The following is a 22,015-nucleotide window of genomic DNA, read 5'->3' as shown; positions in this document are numbered from 1 at the left end:
CTAGCCTATGGATCGCCAGCTACCAAGCGACCATGGGGGGAACTCATGTCCACACCGATCGGCGGTGCGACGCGAGGGTTATGGATCGAACCGAGCGAGGTACATAAGGCGGCCGCGGCCGCTCGCAAGGTTGCCCACGACATACCGGATGACGTCAAAGCCCTGTTCACGCCGACGGATACGGCCGTCGCCGGACTGGTCGGTTTCCAGTCCGCCCAGGCGATTGACGACTGCCTGGAGGCGTGGACGAAGGCGTTGCGTTCACTGGCGGGCATGGTGGGAGGCGCGGCGGACGCGGTCAGTGGCTCAGGTAAGAGCCTCACGGACGAGGACCAGGAGCGGCGCAAGGCGTTCCGGGGCCCCTACGCTCCGGGCTTCAGCCCCGCACCCGGCCTCTACGGGAGGTACTGAGGCATGCGAGTCTCGGAGCTCCGTGATGCCAAGCCACTCCTGCTGACCGACGCCGGCGATGCCTGGGACGCGTTGGCGGAGCAGTTCACCACTCACGCAGGCGACTTTGGCAAGTACCTGCACCGCCCTCTCAGTCAGGACGGGGCCTGGGGCGGTGCCACCGCCGAGTCGGCCGACGACAGACTCGCCCGAATGCAGCGGGACTTGAACGTCGCCAAGCAGGAACTCGACGGCGTGGGCGAAGTGTTGAGGGCCTGTGGCGAAGCGCTCCTGACCTACCAGGGCCGACTCGCGGACGCAGTCGCGGACGCCACGGACGCCGGATACAAAGTCGCCGACGACGGCACGGTCACTGCCCCGACTGTCGGCGCCGACCACATGATGCCGGGCGACATCGCGATCATGCATCGAGACCAGGCCGCTCGCGCTCAGGGGTACGCCGACCGGATCGGTGACGCCTGGAACGCGGCGCAGGCGGCGGACAAGGAGTACACGGCGGCGATCGAACTCTTCACCGATGCGGCCAACCGGTGCGCCAAGGGTGACTGGAGCGCCGGCCTGCTGGAACTGGCGACAGCTGACGCACTCAATACCGAGCTGCTGTCCGAGCTCGGCATGCCGGACGGAAAGGCGTCGCCCGACGCCGTACAGGCGTGGTGGGCGGGGCTCTCCCCCAGCCTCCAGGCCGAGCTGATCCAGGACTACCCGCAGGAGATCGGCAACCGGGACGGCGTACCGATGGCCGACCGGGACCGGGCCAACCGGACCTACCTGCCCATGCTGTTGAGTAGCCTGGAGTCCGACTACGCATCCGCGACCGGGGGCGAGGCGGCGGCTCTCAAGGACAAGATCGACGGCGTGAAGGGCATCCAGCAGCAACTGGACCGGGGGCGCGAGCCCCGCCCGTATCTCCTAGGCCTCGGCTCGCAGGGCAACGGCCGCGCCATCGTCTCGTTCGGCAACCCGGACACCTCGAAGAACGTCTCCGCGTATGTGCCGGGCCTGAACACCAAGCTGAGCGGGCACTTCGCGTCTGCGGACGTGGAGCGGGCGTGGAATGTGGCGCACGCCGCGAACAAGAAATATCCGGGCGCCACGACCGCATCCATCGTTTGGCTCGGCTATGACGCACCGCAGCTGGGCGGTGTCGAGTGGTCGGCCACCGACGTCATGAGGGACGATGACGCCAAGGCCGGAGCCCCGGCGTACAACGGCTTTTTGAATGGCATTCGGGCCACCCATGAATCCGGGTCCCCGCATGTGACGGCCATCGGCCACTCGTACGGCTCCCTGACCGTGGGTGAGGCAACCCAGCAGCCCGGCGGAATCCCCGCCGACGACGTGATCCTCGTGGGCAGCCCGGGGGTCGGCGTCGACAAGGCCGCCGACCTCGGCGTGGGCGCCGATCACGTCTACGTCGGTGCGGCGGAGAACGACCAGGTGAGCAACCTGCCCACGGGTAACCCTCTGCAGTACATCGCACCGGGCAGTGAGTACGGCCCCAAGGAGAACTGGTTCGGTACCGATCCGGCCGACGACCATTTCGGAGGTCATCACTTCAGCGTCGCCCCCGGCGAGGACACCGGCCTCATGGGGCTCGTGACCGGCGATCTGCCCGCGCATTCGATCTACTTCGAACCGGGCAAGGGCGGAGCTTCCCTGGACAACATCGCGAGCGTCGTGGCCGGTCATGCTAACGAGATCACGACGGCGGCGCCGAGGTGATGCGTGTGAGTGGGCTGTTGCGGTTGCTGGGGTGTGTGCTGCTGGTGGTGGTGCTCGCGGCGTGTCAGGGCAAGGCGAAACAGGAGGAACCTGCGATGGATATGCAACAGGCCGGGCAACGCTCGGAGGCGATACTCGGCGGCACGATGGCGGCGATCCGGCCGCCGGTTAAGTGGGTCTTCGGCACTCCTATGGAACAGCCGTGCAGCACCGACCTCAACAGACCGACCGGCACCACGACCGTCGTCCGCAGTAGGAACATCCTCACTGTGGTCTCCGAGCAGCGGCGCGGTGAGCTGTTGGAGCAGGTCCGGCGGTACTGGGAACAGCAGGGCGCCCAGGAATTCAGCGTGAAATCCGACAAGAACATGCCATGGATCCGGGCCACGACCGCCGATGGATTCTCCCTCTCGCTGCAAGTCGGCAGCATTGGGAACGTGTTCGTCGATGTGGGACTCAGCTGCGCCGAGGACTCCGAGATGACCTATCCGGCTGGGACGCCCGGCCAGCCCGGGGGTTCGAAGAAGGAGGAGCTGACGCCGCGGGAGCATTCGGACTTCTGGTCCTCCGGCGAAGTGCGTCGGTCGTCGACGTCGTGAACGGCGGTGGGGCCAAGGCCGGTGCCGAGGTGATGCGTGTGAGTGGGCCGTTGCGGTTGCTGGGGTGCGTGTTGCTGGTGGTGGTGCTCGCGGCGTGTCAGGGCGAGGCGGAGCCGGAGGAGCCCGCGATAGATATGCAGCAGGCCGGGCAGCGTGCGGAGGTGATTCTCGACGGCACGATGGCGGCGATTCACCCGTCGGTGAAATGGGTTCACGGCACCCCTGCGGAATCGGCGTGCAGTACCGGTCTCAACCGGCCGACCGGGACTACGACCGTCTTTCGCAGCAGGAACATCCTCACTGTGGTCTCGAAGGAGCGGCGCGGTGAGCTCTTGGAACAGGTCCGGCGTTACTGGAAGCAGCAGGGCGCCAGGGATTTCAGCGTCTTCTCCGACAAGGACGTGCCTCGGATCCGGGCCAGGACAACCGATGGGCTGGCCGTCATCCTGCAAGTGGGCAGTATCGGCAACGTCTCCGTCGAAGCGGGACTCAGCTGCGTCGAGGACTCCGCGATGACCTATCCAACCGGAACACCCGGCCAGCCCGGGGGTTCGAAGAAGGAGGAGCTGATGCCCCGGGAGCATTCGGACTTCTGGTCCTCCGGCGGCCCGCGTCGGAAGTAGCCCGGAGCGCTGCCCCGTAGTGACCGGGGACATGGCAGGTCGCGGCGGTGCGGGGCGACCATGGGCGGATGCACCTCTCCTCGGCTGACCGCCCCGAACCCGGCCCCACGCTGGCGCAGCTCCTCGCGCTGATCGCTGCCGGGACGCTCGATGTCGTCGTGGCGCCGTGCGGCACCGGCGTACCCGTGTCCGACGTGGTGCTGCACGATTCCGGTGAGGAGCGGGACGAGGACGCCTGGGCGGCCACCGGGCTGGTCCTGCTCGCCGTCGGGGTGGAGGTCGCCTCGCCCGAGGCGGTCGACGTGCTGCGCGCCGCGGACCGTGCCGGAGCGGCGGCCGTGGTGATGCGGCGCGGCGCGCGGGGGCCGCGGGCGGCGTTGCTGGAGGCGGCGGAGCGGGGGCGTACGGCGTTGCTGACCCGGCGGGCCGGGCAGGGCTGGACCGAGGTGCTCGGGCAGTTGCGGACGGCGTTGGTGCACAGCGTCCCGGACCGGTCAGGGAGCGCGGCCGGTGTGGACGGGCTGCGGCTGGGGGACCTCTCGGGGCTGGCCAACACCGTGGCGGACCTCGTCGGCGGCGCGATCACGATTGAGGACCCGCAGTCGCGGGTGCTGGCCTACTCGCGGATGGACCACGAGCCCGATCCGATGCGCCGGCTCACGATCCTCGGCCAGGAGGTGCCCCGCTGGCGGGTCGTCCAACTGCGGGAGAGCGGCTTCTTCCAGGCGCTGTGGAACACCGACGACGTGGTGCGGCTCCCCGCGGACGAGCGGTACGCCGAGCGGCTGGCCGTCGCGGTGCGGCACGGCTCCGAGGTGCTCGGCTCGATCTGGGCGGCGGCCGACGGGCGGCCGCTGGCCGAGGACGCGGTGGCGGCGCTGCGGACGGCGGCCCGCGCCGCCGTCCCGCACCTGTCGCACCACCGGACCTGGGGCCGGGCGGCGGCGTGGGCGCGCGAGGGTTCGGTGCACGCGCTCCTGTCGGGCAACGGGCAGGCGGCGTACGACGTGGGGCTCGTCCGGGGCCGGCCGTACGCCGTGCTGGTGGCGGAGGCCTACGACGGGCCGGAGCCCGCGCCGGGTGACGCCGGGCAGCGGGTGCAGCGGGTGCTCGACGTACTGGCGCTGCAGGCCGCGGCCTACCGTCCCGGGTGTGTGACCGCCCGTTCCGGGCAGCGGCTGTACGTCCTGGTGCCGGCCGTGGACGGCGAGAGCGACCCCGCGCGCACCCTGCTGGCCACGGCCCGTTCCGTGCCCCGGGGCGTGGTCTTCGCCGGAGCCGGGCCCGTGGTCTCCGAGCCGACGGAACTGCCCGCCTCGCGGGACGCCGCGGAGCTGGTGGTGCGGGTGCTGCGGGAGCGCGCCGCGCGGCTGACCCCTGCCGGGGCCGGCTCCGCGGTGGCGTCGTACGCGGAGGTCGCGGCCGAGGCGGCGGTGCTGCGGCTGCTGGACCGGGTGGAGCCGCTGTGGCAGGAGACGTCGGGGCCGGTGCACGCGATGCTGGAGCACGACCGGTCGCACGGGGCGCGCTACGGCGAGTCCGTCGCCGCGTACCTCGACGCCTTCGGCGACACGGCCGCCGCCGCGCGACACCTCAACGTGCACCCGAATACCCTGCGGTACCGGCTGCGGCGGGCGCGGGAGCTGTTCGGGGTCGACCTGGCCGATCCGGCGGTGCGGTTCCTGGCGGAGATCGGCCTGCGCCTCGGGCCCGGCCGACCCCGGTCCTGATTCCGGTCCTGATTCCGGTTCTGTCCTGCCGGTCTGCGCCCGGCCCTCATCTTCATGATTGTTTACTTGTCACAGCTCACAGAAGAACGGGTCGGTCCTGGTCCCCTGCGACGAAGACATGCCGGGCTCCGCGCCCCGAAGCTGGGCACAACGGCCCGCGGTCCGACGGGCGCGGTGCATGAGCGACCCATCACGTAGGAGTGTGGTTCAGGTGACTTCCGGTCCGGCCCCCCAGCGCAAGCGCGCCCGTGAGGCGGCGCTCGCCCGTGCCGTCGAGGACGGGCTGCTCGGCCCCGGCTCGCCCCTGGTCGGCCTGCTCGACGTCGACGGGGTGCTGGCCGCGGTGGACGCGCTGAACGAGGCGTTCGAGGGGCCGGCCACGGTCCACCACACGTTCGCGGCCAAGGCGTGCGGCCTGGTGCCGGTGCTCCGGCTGCTCGCGGAGGCGGGCATGGGCTGCGAGGTGGCGTCGCCCGGCGAGCTGGAACAGGCCCTCGCCGCGGGCTTCAGCCACGACCGGCTGGTGTTCGACAGCCCCGCGAAGACCGTCGAGGAGCTGGAGTTCGCCCTTGAGCACGGCATCGCGATCAACCTGGACAACTTCCAGGAGCTTGAGCGCGTCGACCGCCTGCTGGCCGGCCGCGAGCCCGCCGGACCCATCGGCCTCCGGGTGAACCCGCAGGTCGGGGCCGGGGCCATCGGGGCGATGAGCACCGCCACCGCGACGTCCAAATTCGGCGTCGCGCTGCGCGACCCGGGAGCCGTCGACGCGGTGATCGAGGCCTTCACCACGCGCCCCTGGCTCAACCGGCTGCACGCACACGTCGGCTCCCAGGGCTGCCCGCTGCCGCTCATCGCGCAGGGGGTCGGCGCCGCGTACGAGCTGGCGGAACGGATCAACACCCTGCTCGGGCACGCCCGGATCACCGGACTGGACATCGGCGGCGGCCTGCCCGTGAACTTCGACAGCGAGGACGACCGCCCCACCTACACCGACTACGTCACCGAACTGCGCGCCGCCGCCCCCGGGCTCTTCGACGGCCGCTACACCCTCGTCACCGAGTTCGGCCGCTCGCTGCTGGCGAAGAGCGGCACCATCGCCTCGGTCGTCGAGTACACCAAGTCGGCCGGCGGCCGGCGGATCGCGGTGACCCACGCCGGCGCCCAGGTGGCCACCCGCACGGTGTTCATGCCCGACTCCTGGCCCCTGCGCGTCGGCGTGTTCGACGCCTCGGGCCGGCCCAAGGAGGGGCCGCTCCACGTCGTCGACATCGCCGGACCGTGCTGCTTCGCCGGGGACCTGACCGCGAGCGCCCGCGAACTCCCGGCGGTCGAGCCCGGTGACGTCGTGGCGCTGTACGACACCGGGGCGTACTACTTCTCGTCGCACTTCTCGTACAACTCCCTGCCCAGACCCGCTGTGTACGGTTATCGCACGGATTCGGCAGGGCAGGTCCGCCTCGCCCTGGTCCGCGAGGCCCAGAGCGTGCGCGAAGTCGTCGAGGAGAGCGGCCTCTCCCACGCGGACGCGCTCGTGGCGCTCTGCGCGCGGGGGCCGGAGCAGGCACCGAAGAAGGAGGTGGCGGGGTGAAGCACGTCCTCATATCCGCCGACATGGAAGGGGCGACGGGCACCGTCTCCCCGGCGGACGTCACAGCCGGGACACCGCGCTACGAACGCTTCCGCCGACTGCTCACCCAGGACGTCAACGCCGCCGTCGCCGGGTTCGCGGACGCCGGCGCGGACGAGATCGTCGTCAACGACGCGCACTGCGGCATGGACAACGTACTCATCGAGGAACTCGACCCGCGCGCGGTCCTGATCGTCGGCCGGCACAAGCCGCTCGGCATGATGGAGGGCCTGGCGGAGGGCCCCGACGCGGTGGCGTTCGTCGGCTACCACACCGGCGCCGGTGAACAGGGCGTCCTCGCGCACACCTACCTCTCGCACAGCATCCTCGGCGTCCGCATCGACGGCGAGCCCGTCGGAGAGGGCGGGTTCAACGCCCTGGTCGCCGCAGAGGCCGGCGTCCCCGTCGTCCTGGTCACCGGCGACGACGTGACCTGCCGCGAAGCCACCGGGTACGCCCCCGGCTGCCGGACCGTCACCGTGAAGAGGGCGATCTCCCGGCACGCCGCCGTCTGCCGCACCCCGGCCGTCACGAGCGCCGACATCCGCCGCGAGGCCGCGGCGGCCCTCTCGGCGCCCCCGCCCCGGCCCGTCGCACGCCCCGTGCCGCACGTGGTGGAGGTCGACGTGGACAGCCCGCACCTCGCGGACCGCGCGGGCGCACTGCCCGGAGTCGAACGGTCCGGCCCCCGCACCGTCCGTATGGACACCCCGGACGCCAGGACGGCACTGCGCCGCTTCCGGGCGCTCAGCTGGGTGATCGGCGGCGGTCGCGAGGGCGACTGGACCTGAGGCCCAGCGGTCCGGCGGCCCGATGCCCGTGCAGGCACCGCCCGGATGCCGCTCCGACGGCGCGCACGCCCCCGCCCCCAGGGGCTTCCCCCGCCCTGTACGACGTTGCCCATGACCTGGAGAGCTGCCATGACTTCCTCCGTACCGCAGAGAACGCCGCGGAAGACTCCACAGAAGACTTCGCAGAAAGCACCGCAGAAAGCACCGCAGAAAACGCCGCAGAGCCCGCAGCCGGAACTCAGCCGTTCGCTGCGCAACCGCCACATGTCGATGATCGCGATCGGCGGCGCGATAGGCGCCGGCCTTTTCGTCGGCAGCGGCTCGGTGATCAAGACCGCGGGGCCCGCCGCGATCGTGTCGTACTGCCTGGCCGGCGCGCTCGTGCTGTGCACCATGCGGATGCTCGGTGAGATGGTCGTGGCGAGGCCCTCCTCGGGCTCCTTCGCCGACTACGCCCGTACCGCCATCGGGCCGTGGGCGGGCTTCACCATCGGATGGCTGTACTGGTACTACTACGTCATCATCGTGGCCGTGGAGGCCGTCGCGGGCGCGGCGATCCTGCACGCGTGGATCGGGCTGCCGCTCTGGGTGCTGGCCATGGGCCTGATGGTCGTGATGACCGCGACCAACCTGCTCTCCGTGAAGTCGTTCGGCGAGTTCGAGTTCTGGTTCTCCTCCGTCAAGGTCGCCGCGATCGTGGCGTTCCTGATCGTCGGCGGTCTCTACGTCTTCGGCGGCTGGCCCGGCTCGTCCTTCGACTTCTCCAACCTGACCGCGCACGGCGGCTTCGCGCCGAACGGCTTCACCGCGATCTTCTCCGCGATCGTCGTGGTCATCTTCGCGTTCGGCGGAGCCGAGATCGTCACCATCGCCGCCGCCGAGAGCAAGGAGCCCGAGCGCTCGGTGGCCCGCGCCACCACCGGGATCATCTGGCGGATCATCCTCTTCTACGTCGGCTCCATCGTCCTCGTCGTCACCATCGTTCCGTGGGACAGCGCCAAGGTGCTGGCCAGTCCGTACGTCGCGGCCTGGAAGATCATCGGGCTGCCGGGCGCGGGCGTCGTGATGGACATCGTGATCCTCACGGCCGTGCTGAGCGTGCTCAACTCCTCGGTCTACGTCTCCTCGCGGATGCTGCGGGCGCTCGCCACCCACGGCGACGCCCCCACCTGGCTGGTGGCGACGAACAAGCGCCAGGTCCCGGCCCGCGCGATCCTGGCCGGAACCGCGGTCGGCTGGATCTCGGTGCTCCTGGCCTACCTGTCGCCGGACACCGTCTTCACCTACCTGGTGAACTCCTCCGGAGCGATCGCCATCTTCATGTACCTGATGATCGGCGTCTCCCAGCTGCGGATGCGGCGCCGGCTGGAGCGCGAGGAGCCCGAGCGGCTGACCCTGCGCATGTGGCTCTTCCCGTACCTGACCTGGGTGGTGATGGCCGGATTCGCCGCGGTGCTGGTGGCCATGGCCGTCATCGGTGACCAGCGCACCCAGCTGTTCACCAGCCTCGGCAGCCTGGCCGTCGTCCTCGTCGCGTACGCGGTGCGCAGGGCGCGCGGCAGCCGTCCGGTACCGGACGCCGGGGTGACCGGCTGACCCGTCACATGGAACCGCCCGCCCCCGCGTCCTTCCGGACGAGGGGGCGGGCGGTTCCGTATACCGAGGCCGTGACCGGAATCGAACCGGTGTAACTCGAGTTGCAGTCGAGCCCCTGAGCCTCTCGGGCACACGGCCGCGCGTTGTTCTGGTCCCGACCGTAGACGTCCGTGACCACGGCCGCCAAGAGCGCGGGCCGTCCCGCAACGCGACTGCCACACCCCGTTCACGAACAGCCGTCCGGTCCTACGACCAAGGGACCAGAACGGGAGGGACTCGCGACAGGGTCCAAGGGCGATTTTGCCCCTTACTCTAGGGTTCATGACCGCCCTGGAACCGCGTGACGCCGAGGTCTCGGCCCGCCCCGAAGACATCGATGACCTGCACGGGACCATGGCCGTGGGAGCGGCGGAAGGGGTGCTCGGGCGGACCTACCGGGCGCTCAGTATCGGCATGGTCTCCGTCGTGTTCCTGATCGCCTTCGAGGCCACGGCCGTGGGGACCGCGATGCCGGTCGCCGCCCGTGAGCTGCACGGCGTCCCGCTGTACGCGTTCGCGTTCTCGGCGTACTTCACCACCAGCCTCTTCGCCATGGTGCTCTCCGGCCAGTGGGCCGACCGGCGCGGCCCGCTGGGGCCGCTCGCCGCCGGGATCACCGCCTTCGGGGTGGGCCTGCTGCTGTCCGGGACCGCGGGCACCATGTGGATGTTCATCGCGGGACGGGCCGTGCAGGGGCTCGGCGGCGGGCTGGTGATCGTCGCGCTGTACGTGGTGGTCAGCCGGGCCTACCCGGAGCCGCTGCGGCCCGCGATCATGGCCGGGTTCGCCGCGAGCTGGGTGATCCCGTCCATCGTCGGGCCGCTGGCCTCCGGGAGCGTGACCGAGCACCTGGGCTGGCGCTGGGTCTTCGTCGGCATCCCGGTCCTGGTGGTCTTCCCGCTGGCGCTCGCGCTGCCCGCGATCCGGCGGATGGCGTCCGGGCCCGCGGACCCGGCAGCGCCCGTCGAGGCGTTCGACCGCCGGCGCATCGTGCTCGCGCTGGGCATCTCGCTGGGCGCGGGGCTGCTCCAGTACGCCGGGCAGGAGCGGAACTGGTTCTCGCTGCTGCCGCTCGTCGCCGGGGTCGCCCTGCTCGTCCCCGCGATCCGGGGCCTGCTGCCCCGTGGCACCGGAAGGGCGGCGCGCGGGCTGCCCTCCGTGGTGCTGCTGCGCGGGTTGGCGGCCGGGTCTTTCATCGCCGCCGAGTCGTTCGTCCCCCTGATGCTGGTCACCCAGCGCGGCCTGTCCCCGACGATGGCCGGGCTGTCGCTCGCGGCCGGTGGCGGGACGTGGGCGCTGGGCTCGTTCCTGCAGTCCCGGCCGCGCCTGGAGCCGTACCGCGAGCGGCTGATGGTGGCCGGCATGGTGCTGGTCGCCGCGGCGATCGCGGCCGCGCCCACCGTGCTGATCGACGGGGTGCCCGTCTGGACGGTCGCCGCGGCCTGGGCGGTCGGCTGCCTCGGCATGGGCACGGTGACCGCGTCGACCAGTGTGCTGCTGCTGAAGCTGTCCGCACCACACGAGGCCGGGGCGAACTCCGCGGCCCTGCAGATCTCCGACGGCCTCTCCAACGCCCTGCTGCTGGCCGCCGGCGGCGCGGCGTTCGGCGCGCTCGGCGGCGGAGCGGTGGGGGCCGTGCACGAGGCCGTCGAGGCGGGATCCTCCGGCTCCCACCCGGGGGCGTTCGCGGTGGTGTTCCTGCCGATGGCGGGGGTCGCGCTGGTGGGGGCGTGGGTGGCTACGCGGGTGCGCGAGCGCTGAGTGGTACCGATCTGGCCCCACCTGGTGGTACCGTTTTGGTATGGCCATGAATCTGCGTCTTCGTGACGACCAGACCGAAGCACTCAAGCAGCGCGCCGAGCAGGAGGGCACGAGCATGCACGCCATATTGCTCCAGGCCGTGGACGACTATCTGGCCCGGACCGCCCAGCAGGCCATCGTCCGCAAGACGGCGAAGGAGCAGGCGGCCAAGTGGGGCGAGCTCATGGAGCGGCTCAAGTGAGCTGTATCTACCTTTCCTCCGAAGACATCCTCGTCATCGCCGAACACGCCTGCCCCGACATGCAGATCGTGGTCCGCGATGCTGGCCTGCTCGAATCGGCTGCCCACCGGCCGTCCGCGGCCATGTTCGGTGAGGAGGCGTATCCGGACGTCGTGGACAAGGCGGCCGCACTGCTCCAGTCCCTGGCGATCAACCATCCGCTCTTCGACGGCAACAGGCGCACCGCCTGGCTGTCGTGCGTGGCCTTCCTCGCGATGAACGGCGTCGATCTCCGCCCCGATATCGACGCGGCGGAACGCCTGGTCATCGCGGTCGCCACAGGCGAAACGGACGAGGTGAAGGTCATCTCCCAGGGGCTGCGCGATCTGGTCGACGAGCACGTGTGAGAGCCGTCGCAATTCGCCCCGGGGTGGCGCCGTCCAGGGCGGATCGCACCCCGCCCCCCGGTAGGGTGGCCCGGTTGTCGTATCGCGTGCGTGCCCGTCCCGGCCCGTGCGGACAGCACTCCACGTACCCGAGAGACCCGAACCGGAGACCGTGACTACTACCGCCTCCCACCACCTCTCACCCGCCTTTCCCGGCCGCGCCCCCTGGGGTACGGCCGGGAAGCTGCGAGCCTGGCAGCAGGGCGCCATGGAGAGGTACATCCAGGAGCAGCCGCGCGATTTCCTCGCCGTCGCGACCCCCGGCGCCGGTAAGACCACCTTCGCGCTGACCCTCGCGTCATGGCTGCTGCACCACCACGTCGTGCAGCAGGTCACCGTCGTGGCACCGACCGAGCACCTCAAGAAGCAGTGGGCGGAGGCCGCCGCCCGGATAGGGATCAAGCTCGACCCCGACTACAGCGCCGGCCCCGTGAGCAAGGAGTACCACGGGGTCGCCGTCACGTACGCGGGTGTCGGGGTCCGCCCGATGCTGCACCGCAACCGGTGCGAGCAGCGCAAGACCCTGGTGATCCTCGACGAGATCCACCACGCCGGTGACTCGAAGTCCTGGGGCGAGGCGTGCCAGGAGGCGTTCGACCCGGCGACCCGCCGGCTCGCGCTCACCGGCACGCCGTTCCGCTCCGACACCAACCCGATCCCCTTCGTCGTCTACGAGGAGGGGAACGACGGCATCCGGCGGTCCTCCGCCGACTACACCTACGGCTACGGCAACGCGCTGGCCGACGGCGTGGTCCGCCCGGTGATCTTCCTCAGCTACAGCGGCAACATGCGCTGGCGCACCAAGGCCGGTGACGAGATCGCCGCCCGGCTCGGTGAGCCGATGACCAAGGACGCCATCGGGCAGGCGTGGCGCACCGCGCTGTCGCCCACCGGTGACTGGATCCCCAACGTGCTCAGCGCCGCCGACAAGCGGCTGACCGAGGTCCGCAAGGGCATCCCGGACGCGGGCGGCCTGGTCATCGCGACCGACCAGGAGTCCGCCCGCGAGTACGCCAAGATCCTCAAGAAGGTGACCGGCGAGAAGGCCACCGTCGTCCTGTCCGACGAGAAGGCCGCGTCCAAGCGGATCGACACGTTCACCGAGGACGGCTCCCGCTGGATGGTCGCCGTCCGGATGGTGTCCGAGGGCGTCGACGTACCGCGCCTCGCGGTCGGCGTGTACGCCACCACCATTTCTACGCCGCTCTTCTTCGCCCAGGCAGTCGGCCGCTTCGTGCGCTCCCGCAAGCGCGGCGAGACCGCCTCCGTCTTCGTACCGACGATCCCGATGCTGCTCGACTTCGCCAACGAGATGGAGGTCGAACGGGACCACGTCCTCGACAAGCCCAAGAAGGGCAGCGAGGAGGAGAACCCGTTCGCGGAGGAGGACAAGCTCCTCGCCGACGCGGAGAAGCTGGAGGACGAGGAGACCGAGGAGCAGCTGCCCTTCGAGGCCCTCGAATCCGACGCGGTCTTCGACCGGGTGCTGTACGACGGTGCCGAGTTCGGCATGCAGGCGCACCCGGGCAGCGAGGAGGAGCAGGACTACCTCGGGATCCCGGGGCTGCTGGAGCCGGACCAGGTGCAGCTGCTGCTCCAGAAGCGGCAGACCCGGCAGATCGCGCACAGCCGCCAGAAGCCGGCCTCCGAGGCCGATCTGCTGGAGAAACCGGCCGGTGACCGGCCGGTGGTCACGCACAAGCAGCTGCTGAGCCTGCGCAAGCAGCTGAACACCATGGTGTCGGCCTACACGCACCAGAGCGGCAAACCGCACGGGGTCATCCACACCGAGCTGCGGCGGGTGTGCGGCGGGCCGCCGAGCGCGGAGGCCACCGCCGGGCAGATCGAGCAGCGGATCAAGAAGGTCCAGGAGTGGGCCACCCGCATGACGTGAGCCCACCGGAGACGCACGGGCACCGGCCCGGGGCACAGGACAGCCGTCCTCGCCCCGGGCCGGTGTCATGAGCGGACCGGCTTCAGCGGGCTGAGGCCGGTGCCATGAGGGGGCCCGCCGCTACCAGACGAACGGAGCGGACTGGGTGGTCGTCGCCACGCACGGCACGGTGGCCGACGTCGGGGACGAGGCCACGATCTGGAGCGACCAGTTGGTGGTGCTCGGGGGAGCGGGCAGCACCGTGGAGTTGGTACTGTCCCCCGCCGCGAGCGTGCCGGATGTGAGCTTCAGCGGTCCGAGGGTGATCGGGTTGCCGCCGCTGAGAGCGGGGTTGGCCTTCGCGGAGAACTGGACCTGACTGGTGACGCCGCCCGAGGTCTTGGTGAGCTTGAGCGTCGTCGTGATGCTGTTCGGGTCGGCACTCGTGCCGGCCGGCATCCTGATCGCAGTGGAGGTGATCTTGATGGTCTTACTGGTGCCCGAGTCGGCGGCGGTCAGGGTGGCAAGACCGCTGCCCCAGGAGCCGCAGTCGTAGCTCGCCGTCGCGGTGAGCGGGACCACGGCGGAGGCCGTCGGGGACGACAGCGCGAGCATGGCGCCGACGGCACACGTGGCGCCCGCCACCAGCGGCAGGCGTCTTCGGCTCCAGGTGTGGCGCGAGGAGATCGACATGACGGGTGGAACTCCTTCCGGTTGAATTCCGCAGATTCGCTGGATCGGTACCAGCCTGCGGATCTGCGTGCCGGGCCCGGCATGTCGGGTGCAGTGAAACGGTGATCTTCAAAGATGTCAACGGATGTGCCGAAAACGCGTGCTGAAATGCTTTTCGGGCATTTCCGAAAGGATCAATTCGGTCTCTCTTGACTTCTCTGCACCGGAGCTCCTCAATGTGCGCAATCAATGGGCCATGAAAGGGTGTCAGGTGATCCGACGTCGAAGACCCGGGGTGACCGGTCTGCTCGCAGCCTGCTTCGTACTGTCGCTGGGCTGTGTCGGGGCCGCCGCGCCGCTTCCCCCGTACCACGCGACGGCGGCCGCGGCCGGCACGGTGACCCCGACCGTCCACTGCACCCTGCCCGCGGGCCAGGGCGAGGCGACCGGGCCGCAGGAGATGAACGTCGAGCTGTCGCCCGCGGTCGTCGCCCCGGGCGGCAAGGTGCACGCCAAGGTGACGCTCGGCGCGTCCCCCGCCACCAGCGCCATCGCCCTGGAGGACGTGCCGACCATCCCCAGCCTCGACCTCGCGATGTCCGGCGGGGCCACCGGCACCATCACCGTGCGGGGCGCCGAGTTCACCATGGACGTGCCGGCCGGGCAGCCCATCGAGATTCCCGCGTACGAGGGCGACTTCCTGGTTCCGGTGGACGCCTCCGGCGAGATCTCGCTCGCCCCCGTCCGCACCCTCACCCAGACCAAGGTCCTCGGATCGGTCTTCGAGACACCGTGCGACGTCGTCGGCGACGTGGGCAGCGTCGGCACCGTCACGGCGGAGGGCTCCACCTCCGAGCCCGCCACCCTGACCGCCCCCGCCGACCCGGTACGCCCCAACACCGCGGTCAAGCTGCGCGGTTCGAAGTGGACGCCGGACAGCACCCCCGTACCGTCGCTCTGCGCGGCGGGCGGTGGCGGCTGCGATCCGCTGAAGTTCACCTCCAACACCCTGCGGATCGACTCCTACGGCACGCTCACCGGCACCGCGACCCTCGGCGAGTCCGGGGCGGTGCCCGACGGCGGGTACGAGGTGAAGGTCAACGACGGCACGAAGGAGGCCACCGCCCCCCTCACCGTCAAGGCCGTCGCGGCGGGCAACAGGGAGATCTCGCTGTCGGCGGACAGCGGCCCGGTCGGCAGCGTCGTCACCGTCAGCGGCCGGAACTACAACCCGGACCGCTGGATCAACGTCATCGGCCTCGACGCGGCGGGCACCGGCCTCGACGACAGCGCGGTCTACGTCAAGAGCGGCTCCGACGGCACCTTCGCCGTCGAGTTCACCGTCATCTCCGACGCCGTCGTCGCTGTCCAGGCCGACGAGGCCAACGACCCGGCGACCGTCCGCACGGCGCCGTTCACCGTCACCGAGGAGGGCGGCGGAGGGGGCGACGGCGGCACGGCCGAGCAGCAACTGACCACCGAGGTCAGGGCCGGGACGCTGTCCATGACCCAGGCCGGTGACACCGTCGACTTCGGCACCACGGTCCTGGGCACGGACAACGGTGCGCAGCAGGCCCGGCTCAACCGGGTCGAGGTCGAGGACGCCAGAGGCGTCAACAGCGGATGGTCGCTGACCGCCACCCTGAGCCGCTTCACCAGCGCCGACGGGAACATCATCCCGGCCTATGCCGTGCGGTGGACCCCGGCCTGCTCGGCACAGGACGAGAGCGTGGGGACACCGGTGGCCGGAGCGCCCACGGCGCTCGGGAGCGAGGCGGCGAGCCTCTGCCGGGTGGATCCGGACGGATCACGTCCGTTCACCGGCGGGAAGTTCGACGCCGACGCGGATCTCGCCCTCACCGTTCCCGAATTCACCCGGCCCGGAGATTACAGCGCCACCCTCACCCTGACCCTGCTGTAACAGGGGTCACCGGGGAAATCCCTTCCGGACGCCCGCCCGCTCCATACGGCAATGGAGCGGACGGGCGTTTCCCGTTCCGCGTCCGCACCATTCAGTCCATTCCCATCATTCCCATTCCGCTTCCTTTGGAGGAGCCGCATGTTCGCGCATCACAGATCCGCCGGTACGAGAAGACCGGGTGGCTCGGCATTACGCCGCGCCGTCGCACTCGGCGCCACCACCCTGCTCGTCTGGACCGGCGGATCCGCCGCCCTGGCACCCCTCGCCCACGCCGGTACGGTCACCCCGACCGTGCACTGCACCCTGCCCGCCGGCCAGGGCGAGGCGACCGGGCCGCAGCAGATGAACGTCGAACTCACCCCCGACGTCGTCGACCCGGGCGGCAAGGTCCACGCCAAGGTGACGCTCGGCCCGTCCCCGGCCACCAGCGGGCTCAGCCTCAACGACGTGCCCACCACCCCGAGCCTCGACCTCGCCATGTCCGGCGGCGCCACCGGCACGGTGACCGTCACCGGACCGCAGGTCTCCCTCGACATCCCGTCCGGGAAACCGATCGAGATCCCACCCTACGAAGGGGACTTCATCGTCCCCGCCGACGCGAGCGGGCCGGTCTCCTTCACCCCGCTGCGCAACCTCACCCGTACCAAGGTGCTCGGCGGCACCTACGAGACCCCGTGCGTCGTGACCGCGGGCGGCGGGTCCATCGGCACCGTGACCGTGGAGGGCAGCGCCGGACAGCCGGCCACGCTGATCGCCCCCACCACCCCGGTGCGCCCGTCCACCGCGGTCACCCTGACGGGCAGCCGGTGGACACCGTCCGCCACCCCCGTACCGTCGCTCTGCGCGGCGGACGGCGGCGGCTGCGACCCCGCCAAGTTCGCCTCCTCCACCCTCGCGATCGACGGCTCCGGGCAGCTGACCGGCAACGCCGTGCTCGCGGAGGCGGGCGCCGTGCCGGACGGCTCGTACCTGGTGAAGGTCGGCGACGGTACGAAGGAGACGACCGCGCCCCTGACCGTCCGCGCCTTCGTCCCCGACGGGCCCCGCGCCATCGCGCTGTCCCGGAGCAGCGGACCGGTCGGCAGCGTCATCACCGTCACCGGCAGCAACTACTTCCAGGACCGGTGGATCAACACGGTCGCCCTCGACGCGAGCGGGGCGACCCTCGACGACACCGCCGTCTACGTGAAGAGCGGGTCCGACGGGAAGTTCCGCGTCGAGCTCACCGTCTCGGACCCGGCGATCGCCTCGGTCCAGGTCGACGAGGCCAATGACCCGGCGACCGTACTCACCACGCCGTTCACCGTGACCGAGGCCACCGCGACGCTCTCGGCGGGCACGGCCAAGGTCAAACCGGGCGGGTCCATCGGCGTCTCCGGCGACGGCTGGCCGTCCGGCGTCACCCCGTCCGCCGCGCTGTGCGCCGCCGACGGCACCGGCTGCGACGCGGCCCGGATCAGCGGCTCCACCCTCCGGATCACCGCCGACGGCAAGCTGAGCGGCACGGTCACCGTCGCCGGCTCCACCCCGCGCGCCGTGTACGCGCTCCGCGTCACCGCCGGCAGCTCGGAGGCCCTCACCCAGCTGACCGTCTCACCCACGTACATCGTCCTCACTCCGGCGGCCGGCCCGAAGGGCACCGCCGTCACCGTCCTGGGACAGGGCTTCGCGAAGGTCGCGACCGTGTCGATCGTCGGGCTGCGGGCGGACGGCTCACAGACCTCCGACCCGGTACGGACCAAGGTGGTCGGCCTCGACGGGGCGTTCTCGCAGACGTTCACCGTCAAGGCGGCCGACACCGTCGCGATCCGGGTCCGCGAGGTCCTCGTCAACCCGCGCACCGAGACGGCCGCCTTCACCGTCCAGGACGGCACGGTCCCGGCCGGGCCGTCCTTCGCGCTCTCGCCGCCCGAAGGACCGGTCGGCACGGTGGTCCAGGTGACCGGCCGGGGCTTCGCACCCGTCGCCACGGTCTCGGTGACCGGACGCACCGCGGACGGGAAGCAGACCTCCGACTCCTACGTCACCCGGATCATCGGCCTCGACGGCACCTTCGCCCTCAACTTCACCGTCCGGGACCCGGCGACGAAGTCGATCCGGGCCTGCGAAGTGCTCGTGAACGGTAAAACCGTCCAGCAATTGTTCACGGTGAGTTAACGCTGGTTCACAACTCATGTACGGAGCGTCGCGAGGGAGTCGGCCGACATGGACGCGCGTAGATCCGCGCCATCCGGCCGACGCCCCGCTGACCGGCACTTATGCTCGCGACGCACAAGCGCTTTTCCGCAGGCGCCCGGATTCTGGACGAGGTCTTCCGCTGAGCGGACTGGCTCGCTACTGTCCCAAAAATGTGAACGCCCCGTGGCAACGCCGCCGCGGAGCGCAGCCGGTGCCTTGGCCAGGCCGGCGGCCTCTCCGTGCGTCGCCGCTGGGACCGGTGACGCACAACCCGTGGGAACCAGCCGCCGCCGCTCACCAAAGAGGAGAGGGCGTCGTGACCGCGGAGACCTCGCAGACGCTCGACCGGGGACTGCGTGTCCTCAAACTGCTTGCCGACACCGACCACGGACTGACGGTCACCGAGTTGTCGAACAAACTCGGCGTCAACCGCACCGTGGTCTACCGTCTGCTCGCCACCCTGGAGCAACACACCCTGATCCGGCGCGACTTGGGTGGAAGAGCCAGAGTCGGCCTGGGCGTGCTGCGCCTGGGCCGCCAGGTGCACCCGCTCGTCCGCGAGGCCGCGCTGCCCGCGCTCCGCTCGCTGGCGGAGGACATAGGTGCCACGGCCCACCTCACGCTCGTCGACGGCACGGACGCGCTGGCCGTCGCGGTCGTCGAACCGACCTGGACGGACTACCACGTCGCGTACCGGGCCGGCTTCCGCCACCCGCTCGACCGGGGCGCCGCGGGCCGGGCGATCCTCGCGGCCCGGCAGAAGCCGGTGGGCGAGACCGCGTTCACCCTCACCCACGGTGAGCTGGAGGCCGGGGCGAGCGGCGCGGCGGCCGCGCTGATGGGGGTGACGGGCGTCGAGGGCAGCGTGGGCGTCGTGATGCTCGCGGACGCGGTCCCGGAACGGGTCGGCCCCCGCGTTGTGGACGCGGCGCGGGAAGTGGCGGACGCGCTTCGCTGACGCGGGGTGCGGGGTTCCGGGGTGCGGGTTTTGTCCTCAATCGCCGGACGGGCTTGGGTGCGGGTGCTCCGCCGGGTGCGGGGCCGCCTGTCCGGTGGGTGGGGGTTCGGGGTCCCTCCGGGGCGTCTCCTCAAACGACGAACGTGCGGGGGTCCGTATTGCGTACCCGGGTCTGTGTTCGTCGTTCTGCGGGGACTCCCCTGCACGCCCCCGAACCCTGCCGTCGCGCGTCTGCGGCAGGGGTGGGGACGTGCAGGGGAGTCCCCGTAGGAAATGGCGTACGACCCGGGTCCCTCGCGGTCCCGGGTGAACACGCCATTTTTGAGGAGACGCCCCGGAGGGGCACCGCCCCCCACCCACCGGGCAGGGCGCACCCCGCGGGGTACCCGCACAATTAAGCCCGTCCGGCGATTGAGGACGGAGCCCGCACCAAGGAACCCCGCGCCCCGACAGGGCACATCGCACAGGCGGGTCCGGTTAGATTGGGCGGGTGCTCACACGTCTCTCGCGCCCCCGCACCCTCGCCCTCTGCGCCCTGCCCGTGCTCGCCCTCTTCGGCGTGGCCGCCTTCGCGCCGCTGCCGTTCACGCTGGCGCAGCCCGGTACGACGGCGAATGTGCTCGGGGACGACAAGGGCGCCCCTGTGATCACCATTGAGGGCACCCCCACCCGGCCCACCAAGGGCCAGCTGCGGATGACGACGATCGTGGCGACCGGGCCCGACGCCGAGGTCGGGATCAGTGACGTGGTCGACAGCTGGTTCCGTACGGATCGGGCGGTCATGCCCCGGGACTCCGTCTACCCGACCGGCGGCTCCGAGAAGGAGATCGAGAAGCACAACCTCGACGACATGGTGGAGTCGCAGGACTCGGCCGTGGACGCCGCGCTGAACTACCTCGGCAGGAAGCCCGGCTCCGTCGACGTCACCCTGCACCTCGCCGACGTGGGCGGCCCGAGCGCGGGACTTTTCTTCGCGCTCGGGATCGTCGACAAGCTCGACGGCGACGGCTCCGGGGGCGATCTCACCGGTGGCCGCACCATCGCCGGCACCGGCACCATCGAGGCGGACGGCAAGGTCGGCGCGGTCGGCGGCGTCTCGCTGAAGACGCAGGCGGCCCGCCGGGACGGGGCGAGCGTCTTCCTCGTACCGAAGGCGGAGTGCAAGGAGGCGCACGCCGAGCTTCCCGACGGGCTGCGGCTGATCCCGGTCACGACCCTGAAGGGCGCGGTGTCCTCGCTGCGGGCACTGGATCACGGGGGCAAGGTCCCGAGCTGCTGACCGGCCGCTTCGCGGGGTCGGAGGGCTCATCCGGACCCGTGCCCGGTTCGTCGTCCATCGTCCGCCAGGCCGGGAAGACCAGCGGGCTCAGCGTCGCGAGCAGGTAGCACCCGCCCATCGCCAGCAGCGCCCCCGAGGCGCCCGCGCTCTCCACCAGCAGCCCGGCCGCGAGACCGCCCACCGGCATGGCCAGCTCGCAGCCGGCGGTGATCGCCCCGGAGACCCGGCTGCGCAGCGCGTCGGGGACGCTCCCGTAGATCACCGTCGTCAGGATCGGGTTCAGCACGCCGCCCGCGACCCCGCTCAGCACCATCGTCACGGCCAGCGGCAACGTCGTACCGGTCAGCGCCGCGACCAGGAACCTCGGCGCCCCGCACAGGATCACGCAGACGCTGAACACGGCCCGCCGCGAGTACCGGTGCCCCACCGCCCCGTACAGCAGGGCCCCGGTCAGGCCGCCCGCCCCGAACAGCGCGGTGAGCAGGCCCAGATCCCGGGCTCCGCCGAGTTCGGCCGAGGCGTGGACCGGCAGCAGGACGGCGGCCCAGCCCTGGTCGGTTCCGTTCATGATCAGGACCATCACGACGACGCCCAGCAGCAGCCGGTTGCCGAACAAGTAGGCGTAACCTTCGCGCAGTTCGCGCTTGTAGGTGGGCAGCGAGACCGGTTCGGCGGTCCTGGCGGGCTCGGCCGCGCGCACGCCCCGTAGCCCCGCCGCGATGAGCGCGGCGGAGGTGAGGAAGGTGGCCGCGTCCAGCAGCAGTACGGTCTCCGCGCCGACCATCGCGATCAGCACCCCGGCCAGCGCGGCGCCGACCATCCTGGCCCCGCGCGAGACCGCGTCGAAGAGGCTGGCGGCGCGGGGGAGCGTGGTGCCGGCATGTTCGGCGAGGTCGGGGACCAGGACGTAGCGCGCGGTGTTGCCGGGTGTGTGGAACAGCCCGTTGACGGCCATCAGGGCGCAGAGCATCCAGAAGGCGAGGGCGTCGGCGTAGTGGAGCAACGGCACTGCGGCGACGGCCAGTCCGCATGCGGTGTCGGAGGCGACGGAGACCCGGCGGCGGCCGATCCGGTCGATGACGGGCCCGCCGATCAGGGCGGAGACGACGATCGGGAGGGTCGCGCAGAAGGCGACGATCCCGGCCCGGCCGGCGCTGCCCGTGGTTTCCAGGACGAACCACGGAACACCGATGAGGGTGAGTGAAGTACCGGCGGTGGATATGGAGTTGGCGGACAGTACGGCGACGAGTGGCAGCCGGTTCCGTGTGTTCCTCCCCCCGTCCACGGACTACGCCGTGCGAGCGGTGCGGGACGGCGCGGCGGACCCGTCCGGCAGCAGTCGCAGCCCCAACTCGACCATGGTCAGGCCCAGTCGGGTGCGCAGGCCGGTGCGCGGGGCGGGGAAGCCGGTGGCGGTGTCGATGCCGGGCCGGGGGTGGGTGAGGCGGAAGTCGGCCGCGTGGCGCTGGAGTTCGGCGGAACGGATGGCGTGCAGCTGAAGGTGCGTCTCGGGATGCATGGCTCGGTGGTCCCCTCGGTCAGGTCGGTCGTTCGGTCGGTAAC

19 protein-coding genes and 1 tRNA gene are annotated in these 22,015 nt (G+C 71.1%); 16 read left to right on the top strand and 4 right to left on the bottom strand.

Annotated elements, in window-relative coordinates; genetic code table 11:
* The first annotated feature begins 45 nt into the window (after positions 1-45).
* The 8 genes from OG892_RS14475 to OG892_RS14440 all read left to right on the top strand — a co-directional run bounded on the left by OG892_RS14475 (position 46) and on the right by OG892_RS14440 (position 9,105).
* On the top strand, positions 46-411 hold the full coding sequence (locus OG892_RS14475; RefSeq protein WP_371629369.1) for a hypothetical protein: 366 nt from the start codon (positions 46-48) through the stop codon (positions 409-411).
* Positions 412-414: 3 nt separating this feature from the next.
* Positions 415-2,136 carry an alpha/beta hydrolase gene (locus tag OG892_RS14470; RefSeq protein WP_371629368.1) on the top strand — a complete coding sequence of 574 codons (1,722 nt, stop codon included), beginning with the start codon at positions 415-417 and terminating at the stop codon, positions 2,134-2,136.
* A gap of 5 nt (positions 2,137-2,141) precedes the next feature.
* A complete protein-coding gene (locus OG892_RS14465) occupies positions 2,142-2,735 on the top strand; it encodes a hypothetical protein (protein WP_328866893.1) in 594 nt (197 codons plus the stop codon).
* The gene (locus OG892_RS14460) at positions 2,732-3,358 is read left to right on the top strand and encodes a hypothetical protein (RefSeq protein WP_371629367.1); all 627 of its coding nucleotides are present in this window, start codon (positions 2,732-2,734) and stop codon (positions 3,356-3,358) included. Before OG892_RS14465 ends, OG892_RS14460 begins: the two co-directional genes overlap by 4 nt.
* A gap of 68 nt (positions 3,359-3,426) precedes the next feature.
* The gene (locus tag OG892_RS14455) at positions 3,427-5,088 is read left to right on the top strand and encodes a PucR family transcriptional regulator (protein WP_371629366.1); all 1,662 of its coding nucleotides are present in this window, start codon (positions 3,427-3,429) and stop codon (positions 5,086-5,088) included.
* A 178-nt stretch (positions 5,089-5,266) separates the two neighbouring features.
* The gene (locus OG892_RS14450) at positions 5,267-6,679 is read left to right on the top strand and encodes a diaminopimelate decarboxylase (RefSeq protein WP_371629365.1); all 1,413 of its coding nucleotides are present in this window, start codon (positions 5,267-5,269) and stop codon (positions 6,677-6,679) included.
* Positions 6,676-7,509: a M55 family metallopeptidase gene (locus tag OG892_RS14445; RefSeq protein WP_371629364.1), complete on the top strand. Its 834-nt coding sequence runs from the start codon at positions 6,676-6,678 to the stop codon at positions 7,507-7,509. The genes OG892_RS14450 and OG892_RS14445 overlap by 4 nt, the downstream gene beginning before the upstream one ends.
* Before the next feature lie 129 nt (positions 7,510-7,638).
* Complete coding sequence (locus OG892_RS14440; protein WP_371629363.1) at positions 7,639-9,105, top strand: amino acid permease; 1,467 nt, start codon at positions 7,639-7,641, stop codon at positions 9,103-9,105.
* 66 nt (positions 9,106-9,171) lie between these two features.
* On the opposite strand, the gene OG892_RS14435 is transcribed toward OG892_RS14440, so the two are convergent.
* A tRNA-Cys gene (locus OG892_RS14435) sits at positions 9,172-9,243 on the bottom strand.
* Positions 9,244-9,426: 183 nt separating this feature from the next.
* Here OG892_RS14435 and OG892_RS14430 point away from each other — a divergent pair.
* The 4 genes from OG892_RS14430 to OG892_RS14415 all read left to right on the top strand — a co-directional run bounded on the left by OG892_RS14430 (position 9,427) and on the right by OG892_RS14415 (position 13,465).
* Entirely contained in the window at positions 9,427-10,905 is a 1,479-nt protein-coding gene (locus OG892_RS14430; RefSeq protein WP_328866898.1) for an MFS transporter, read from the top strand.
* A 40-nt stretch (positions 10,906-10,945) separates the two neighbouring features.
* Positions 10,946-11,146, top strand: coding sequence for a ribbon-helix-helix protein, CopG family (locus tag OG892_RS14425; RefSeq protein ID WP_073738190.1), 201 nt, complete (start codon positions 10,946-10,948; stop codon positions 11,144-11,146).
* The gene (locus tag OG892_RS14420) at positions 11,143-11,532 is read left to right on the top strand and encodes a type II toxin-antitoxin system death-on-curing family toxin (protein ID WP_328866899.1); all 390 of its coding nucleotides are present in this window, start codon (positions 11,143-11,145) and stop codon (positions 11,530-11,532) included. Before OG892_RS14425 ends, OG892_RS14420 begins: the two co-directional genes overlap by 4 nt.
* A 151-nt stretch (positions 11,533-11,683) precedes the next feature.
* Positions 11,684-13,465, top strand: coding sequence for a DEAD/DEAH box helicase (locus OG892_RS14415; protein ID WP_073738192.1), 1,782 nt, complete (start codon positions 11,684-11,686; stop codon positions 13,463-13,465).
* 120 nt (positions 13,466-13,585) lie between these two features.
* On the opposite strand, the gene OG892_RS14410 is transcribed toward OG892_RS14415, so the two are convergent.
* The gene (locus OG892_RS14410) at positions 13,586-14,137 is read right to left on the bottom strand and encodes a hypothetical protein (RefSeq protein WP_371629362.1); all 552 of its coding nucleotides are present in this window, start codon (positions 14,135-14,137) and stop codon (positions 13,586-13,588) included.
* Between the two features lie 274 nt (positions 14,138-14,411).
* On the opposite strand from OG892_RS14410, the gene OG892_RS14405 reads away from it, so the two are divergent.
* The 4 genes from OG892_RS14405 (at position 14,412) to OG892_RS14390 (ending at position 20,452) form a co-directional block, all read left to right on the top strand.
* Positions 14,412-16,037 carry a WxL domain-containing protein gene (locus tag OG892_RS14405; RefSeq protein ID WP_371629361.1) on the top strand — a complete coding sequence of 542 codons (1,626 nt, stop codon included), beginning with the start codon at positions 14,412-14,414 and terminating at the stop codon, positions 16,035-16,037.
* Positions 16,038-16,175: 138 nt separating this feature from the next.
* Complete coding sequence (locus OG892_RS14400) at positions 16,176-18,194, top strand: hypothetical protein (RefSeq protein WP_371629360.1); 2,019 nt, start codon at positions 16,176-16,178, stop codon at positions 18,192-18,194.
* Positions 18,195-18,531: 337 nt separating this feature from the next.
* Positions 18,532-19,173, top strand: a complete 642-nt coding sequence (locus tag OG892_RS14395) for an IclR family transcriptional regulator (RefSeq protein WP_024489166.1) — start codon at positions 18,532-18,534, stop codon at positions 19,171-19,173.
* Positions 19,174-19,663: 490 nt separating this feature from the next.
* Positions 19,664-20,452, top strand: a complete 789-nt coding sequence (locus tag OG892_RS14390) for a S16 family serine protease (protein ID WP_327337108.1) — start codon at positions 19,664-19,666, stop codon at positions 20,450-20,452.
* On the opposite strand, the gene OG892_RS14385 is transcribed toward OG892_RS14390, so the two are convergent.
* Both OG892_RS14385 and OG892_RS14380 read right to left on the bottom strand, forming a co-directional pair.
* Positions 20,382-21,737, bottom strand: coding sequence for an MFS transporter (locus OG892_RS14385; RefSeq protein WP_371629359.1), 1,356 nt, complete (start codon positions 21,735-21,737; stop codon positions 20,382-20,384). The two genes, OG892_RS14390 and OG892_RS14385, sit on opposite strands and share 71 nt — an antisense overlap.
* Before the next feature lie 3 nt (positions 21,738-21,740).
* The gene (locus OG892_RS14380; RefSeq protein ID WP_328866904.1) at positions 21,741-21,971 is read right to left on the bottom strand and encodes a hypothetical protein; all 231 of its coding nucleotides are present in this window, start codon (positions 21,969-21,971) and stop codon (positions 21,741-21,743) included.
* Positions 21,972-22,015 lie beyond the last annotated feature (44 nt).

The sequence above is a fragment of the Streptomyces sp. NBC_00341 genome, from assembly GCF_041435055.1.
Classification (GTDB): domain Bacteria; phylum Actinomycetota; class Actinomycetes; order Streptomycetales; family Streptomycetaceae; genus Streptomyces.
This window is presented reverse-complemented; position numbering and strand designations above follow the sequence as displayed.

Excerpts from the sequence above, each read along its gene's own strand:
- OG892_RS14475 (WP_371629369.1), top strand. The coding sequence starts at position 46 with ATGTCCACACCGATCGGCGGTGCGACGCGAGGGTTATGGATCGAACCG.
- OG892_RS14470 (WP_371629368.1), top strand. The coding sequence starts at position 415 with ATGCGAGTCTCGGAGCTCCGTGATGCCAAGCCACTCCTGCTGACCGAC.
- OG892_RS14455 (WP_371629366.1), top strand. The coding sequence starts at position 3,427 with ATGCACCTCTCCTCGGCTGACCGCCCCGAACCCGGCCCCACGCTGGCG.
- OG892_RS14450 (WP_371629365.1), top strand. The coding sequence starts at position 5,267 with ATGAGCGACCCATCACGTAGGAGTGTGGTTCAGGTGACTTCCGGTCCG.
- OG892_RS14440 (WP_371629363.1), top strand. The coding sequence starts at position 7,639 with ATGACTTCCTCCGTACCGCAGAGAACGCCGCGGAAGACTCCACAGAAG.
- OG892_RS14430 (WP_328866898.1), top strand. The coding sequence starts at position 9,427 with ATGACCGCCCTGGAACCGCGTGACGCCGAGGTCTCGGCCCGCCCCGAA.
- OG892_RS14425 (WP_073738190.1), top strand. The coding sequence starts at position 10,946 with ATGGCCATGAATCTGCGTCTTCGTGACGACCAGACCGAAGCACTCAAG.
- OG892_RS14410 (WP_371629362.1), bottom strand. The coding sequence starts at position 14,137 with ATGTCGATCTCCTCGCGCCACACCTGGAGCCGAAGACGCCTGCCGCTG.
- OG892_RS14400 (WP_371629360.1), top strand. The coding sequence starts at position 16,176 with ATGTTCGCGCATCACAGATCCGCCGGTACGAGAAGACCGGGTGGCTCG.
- OG892_RS14380 (WP_328866904.1), bottom strand. The coding sequence starts at position 21,971 with ATGCATCCCGAGACGCACCTTCAGCTGCACGCCATCCGTTCCGCCGAA.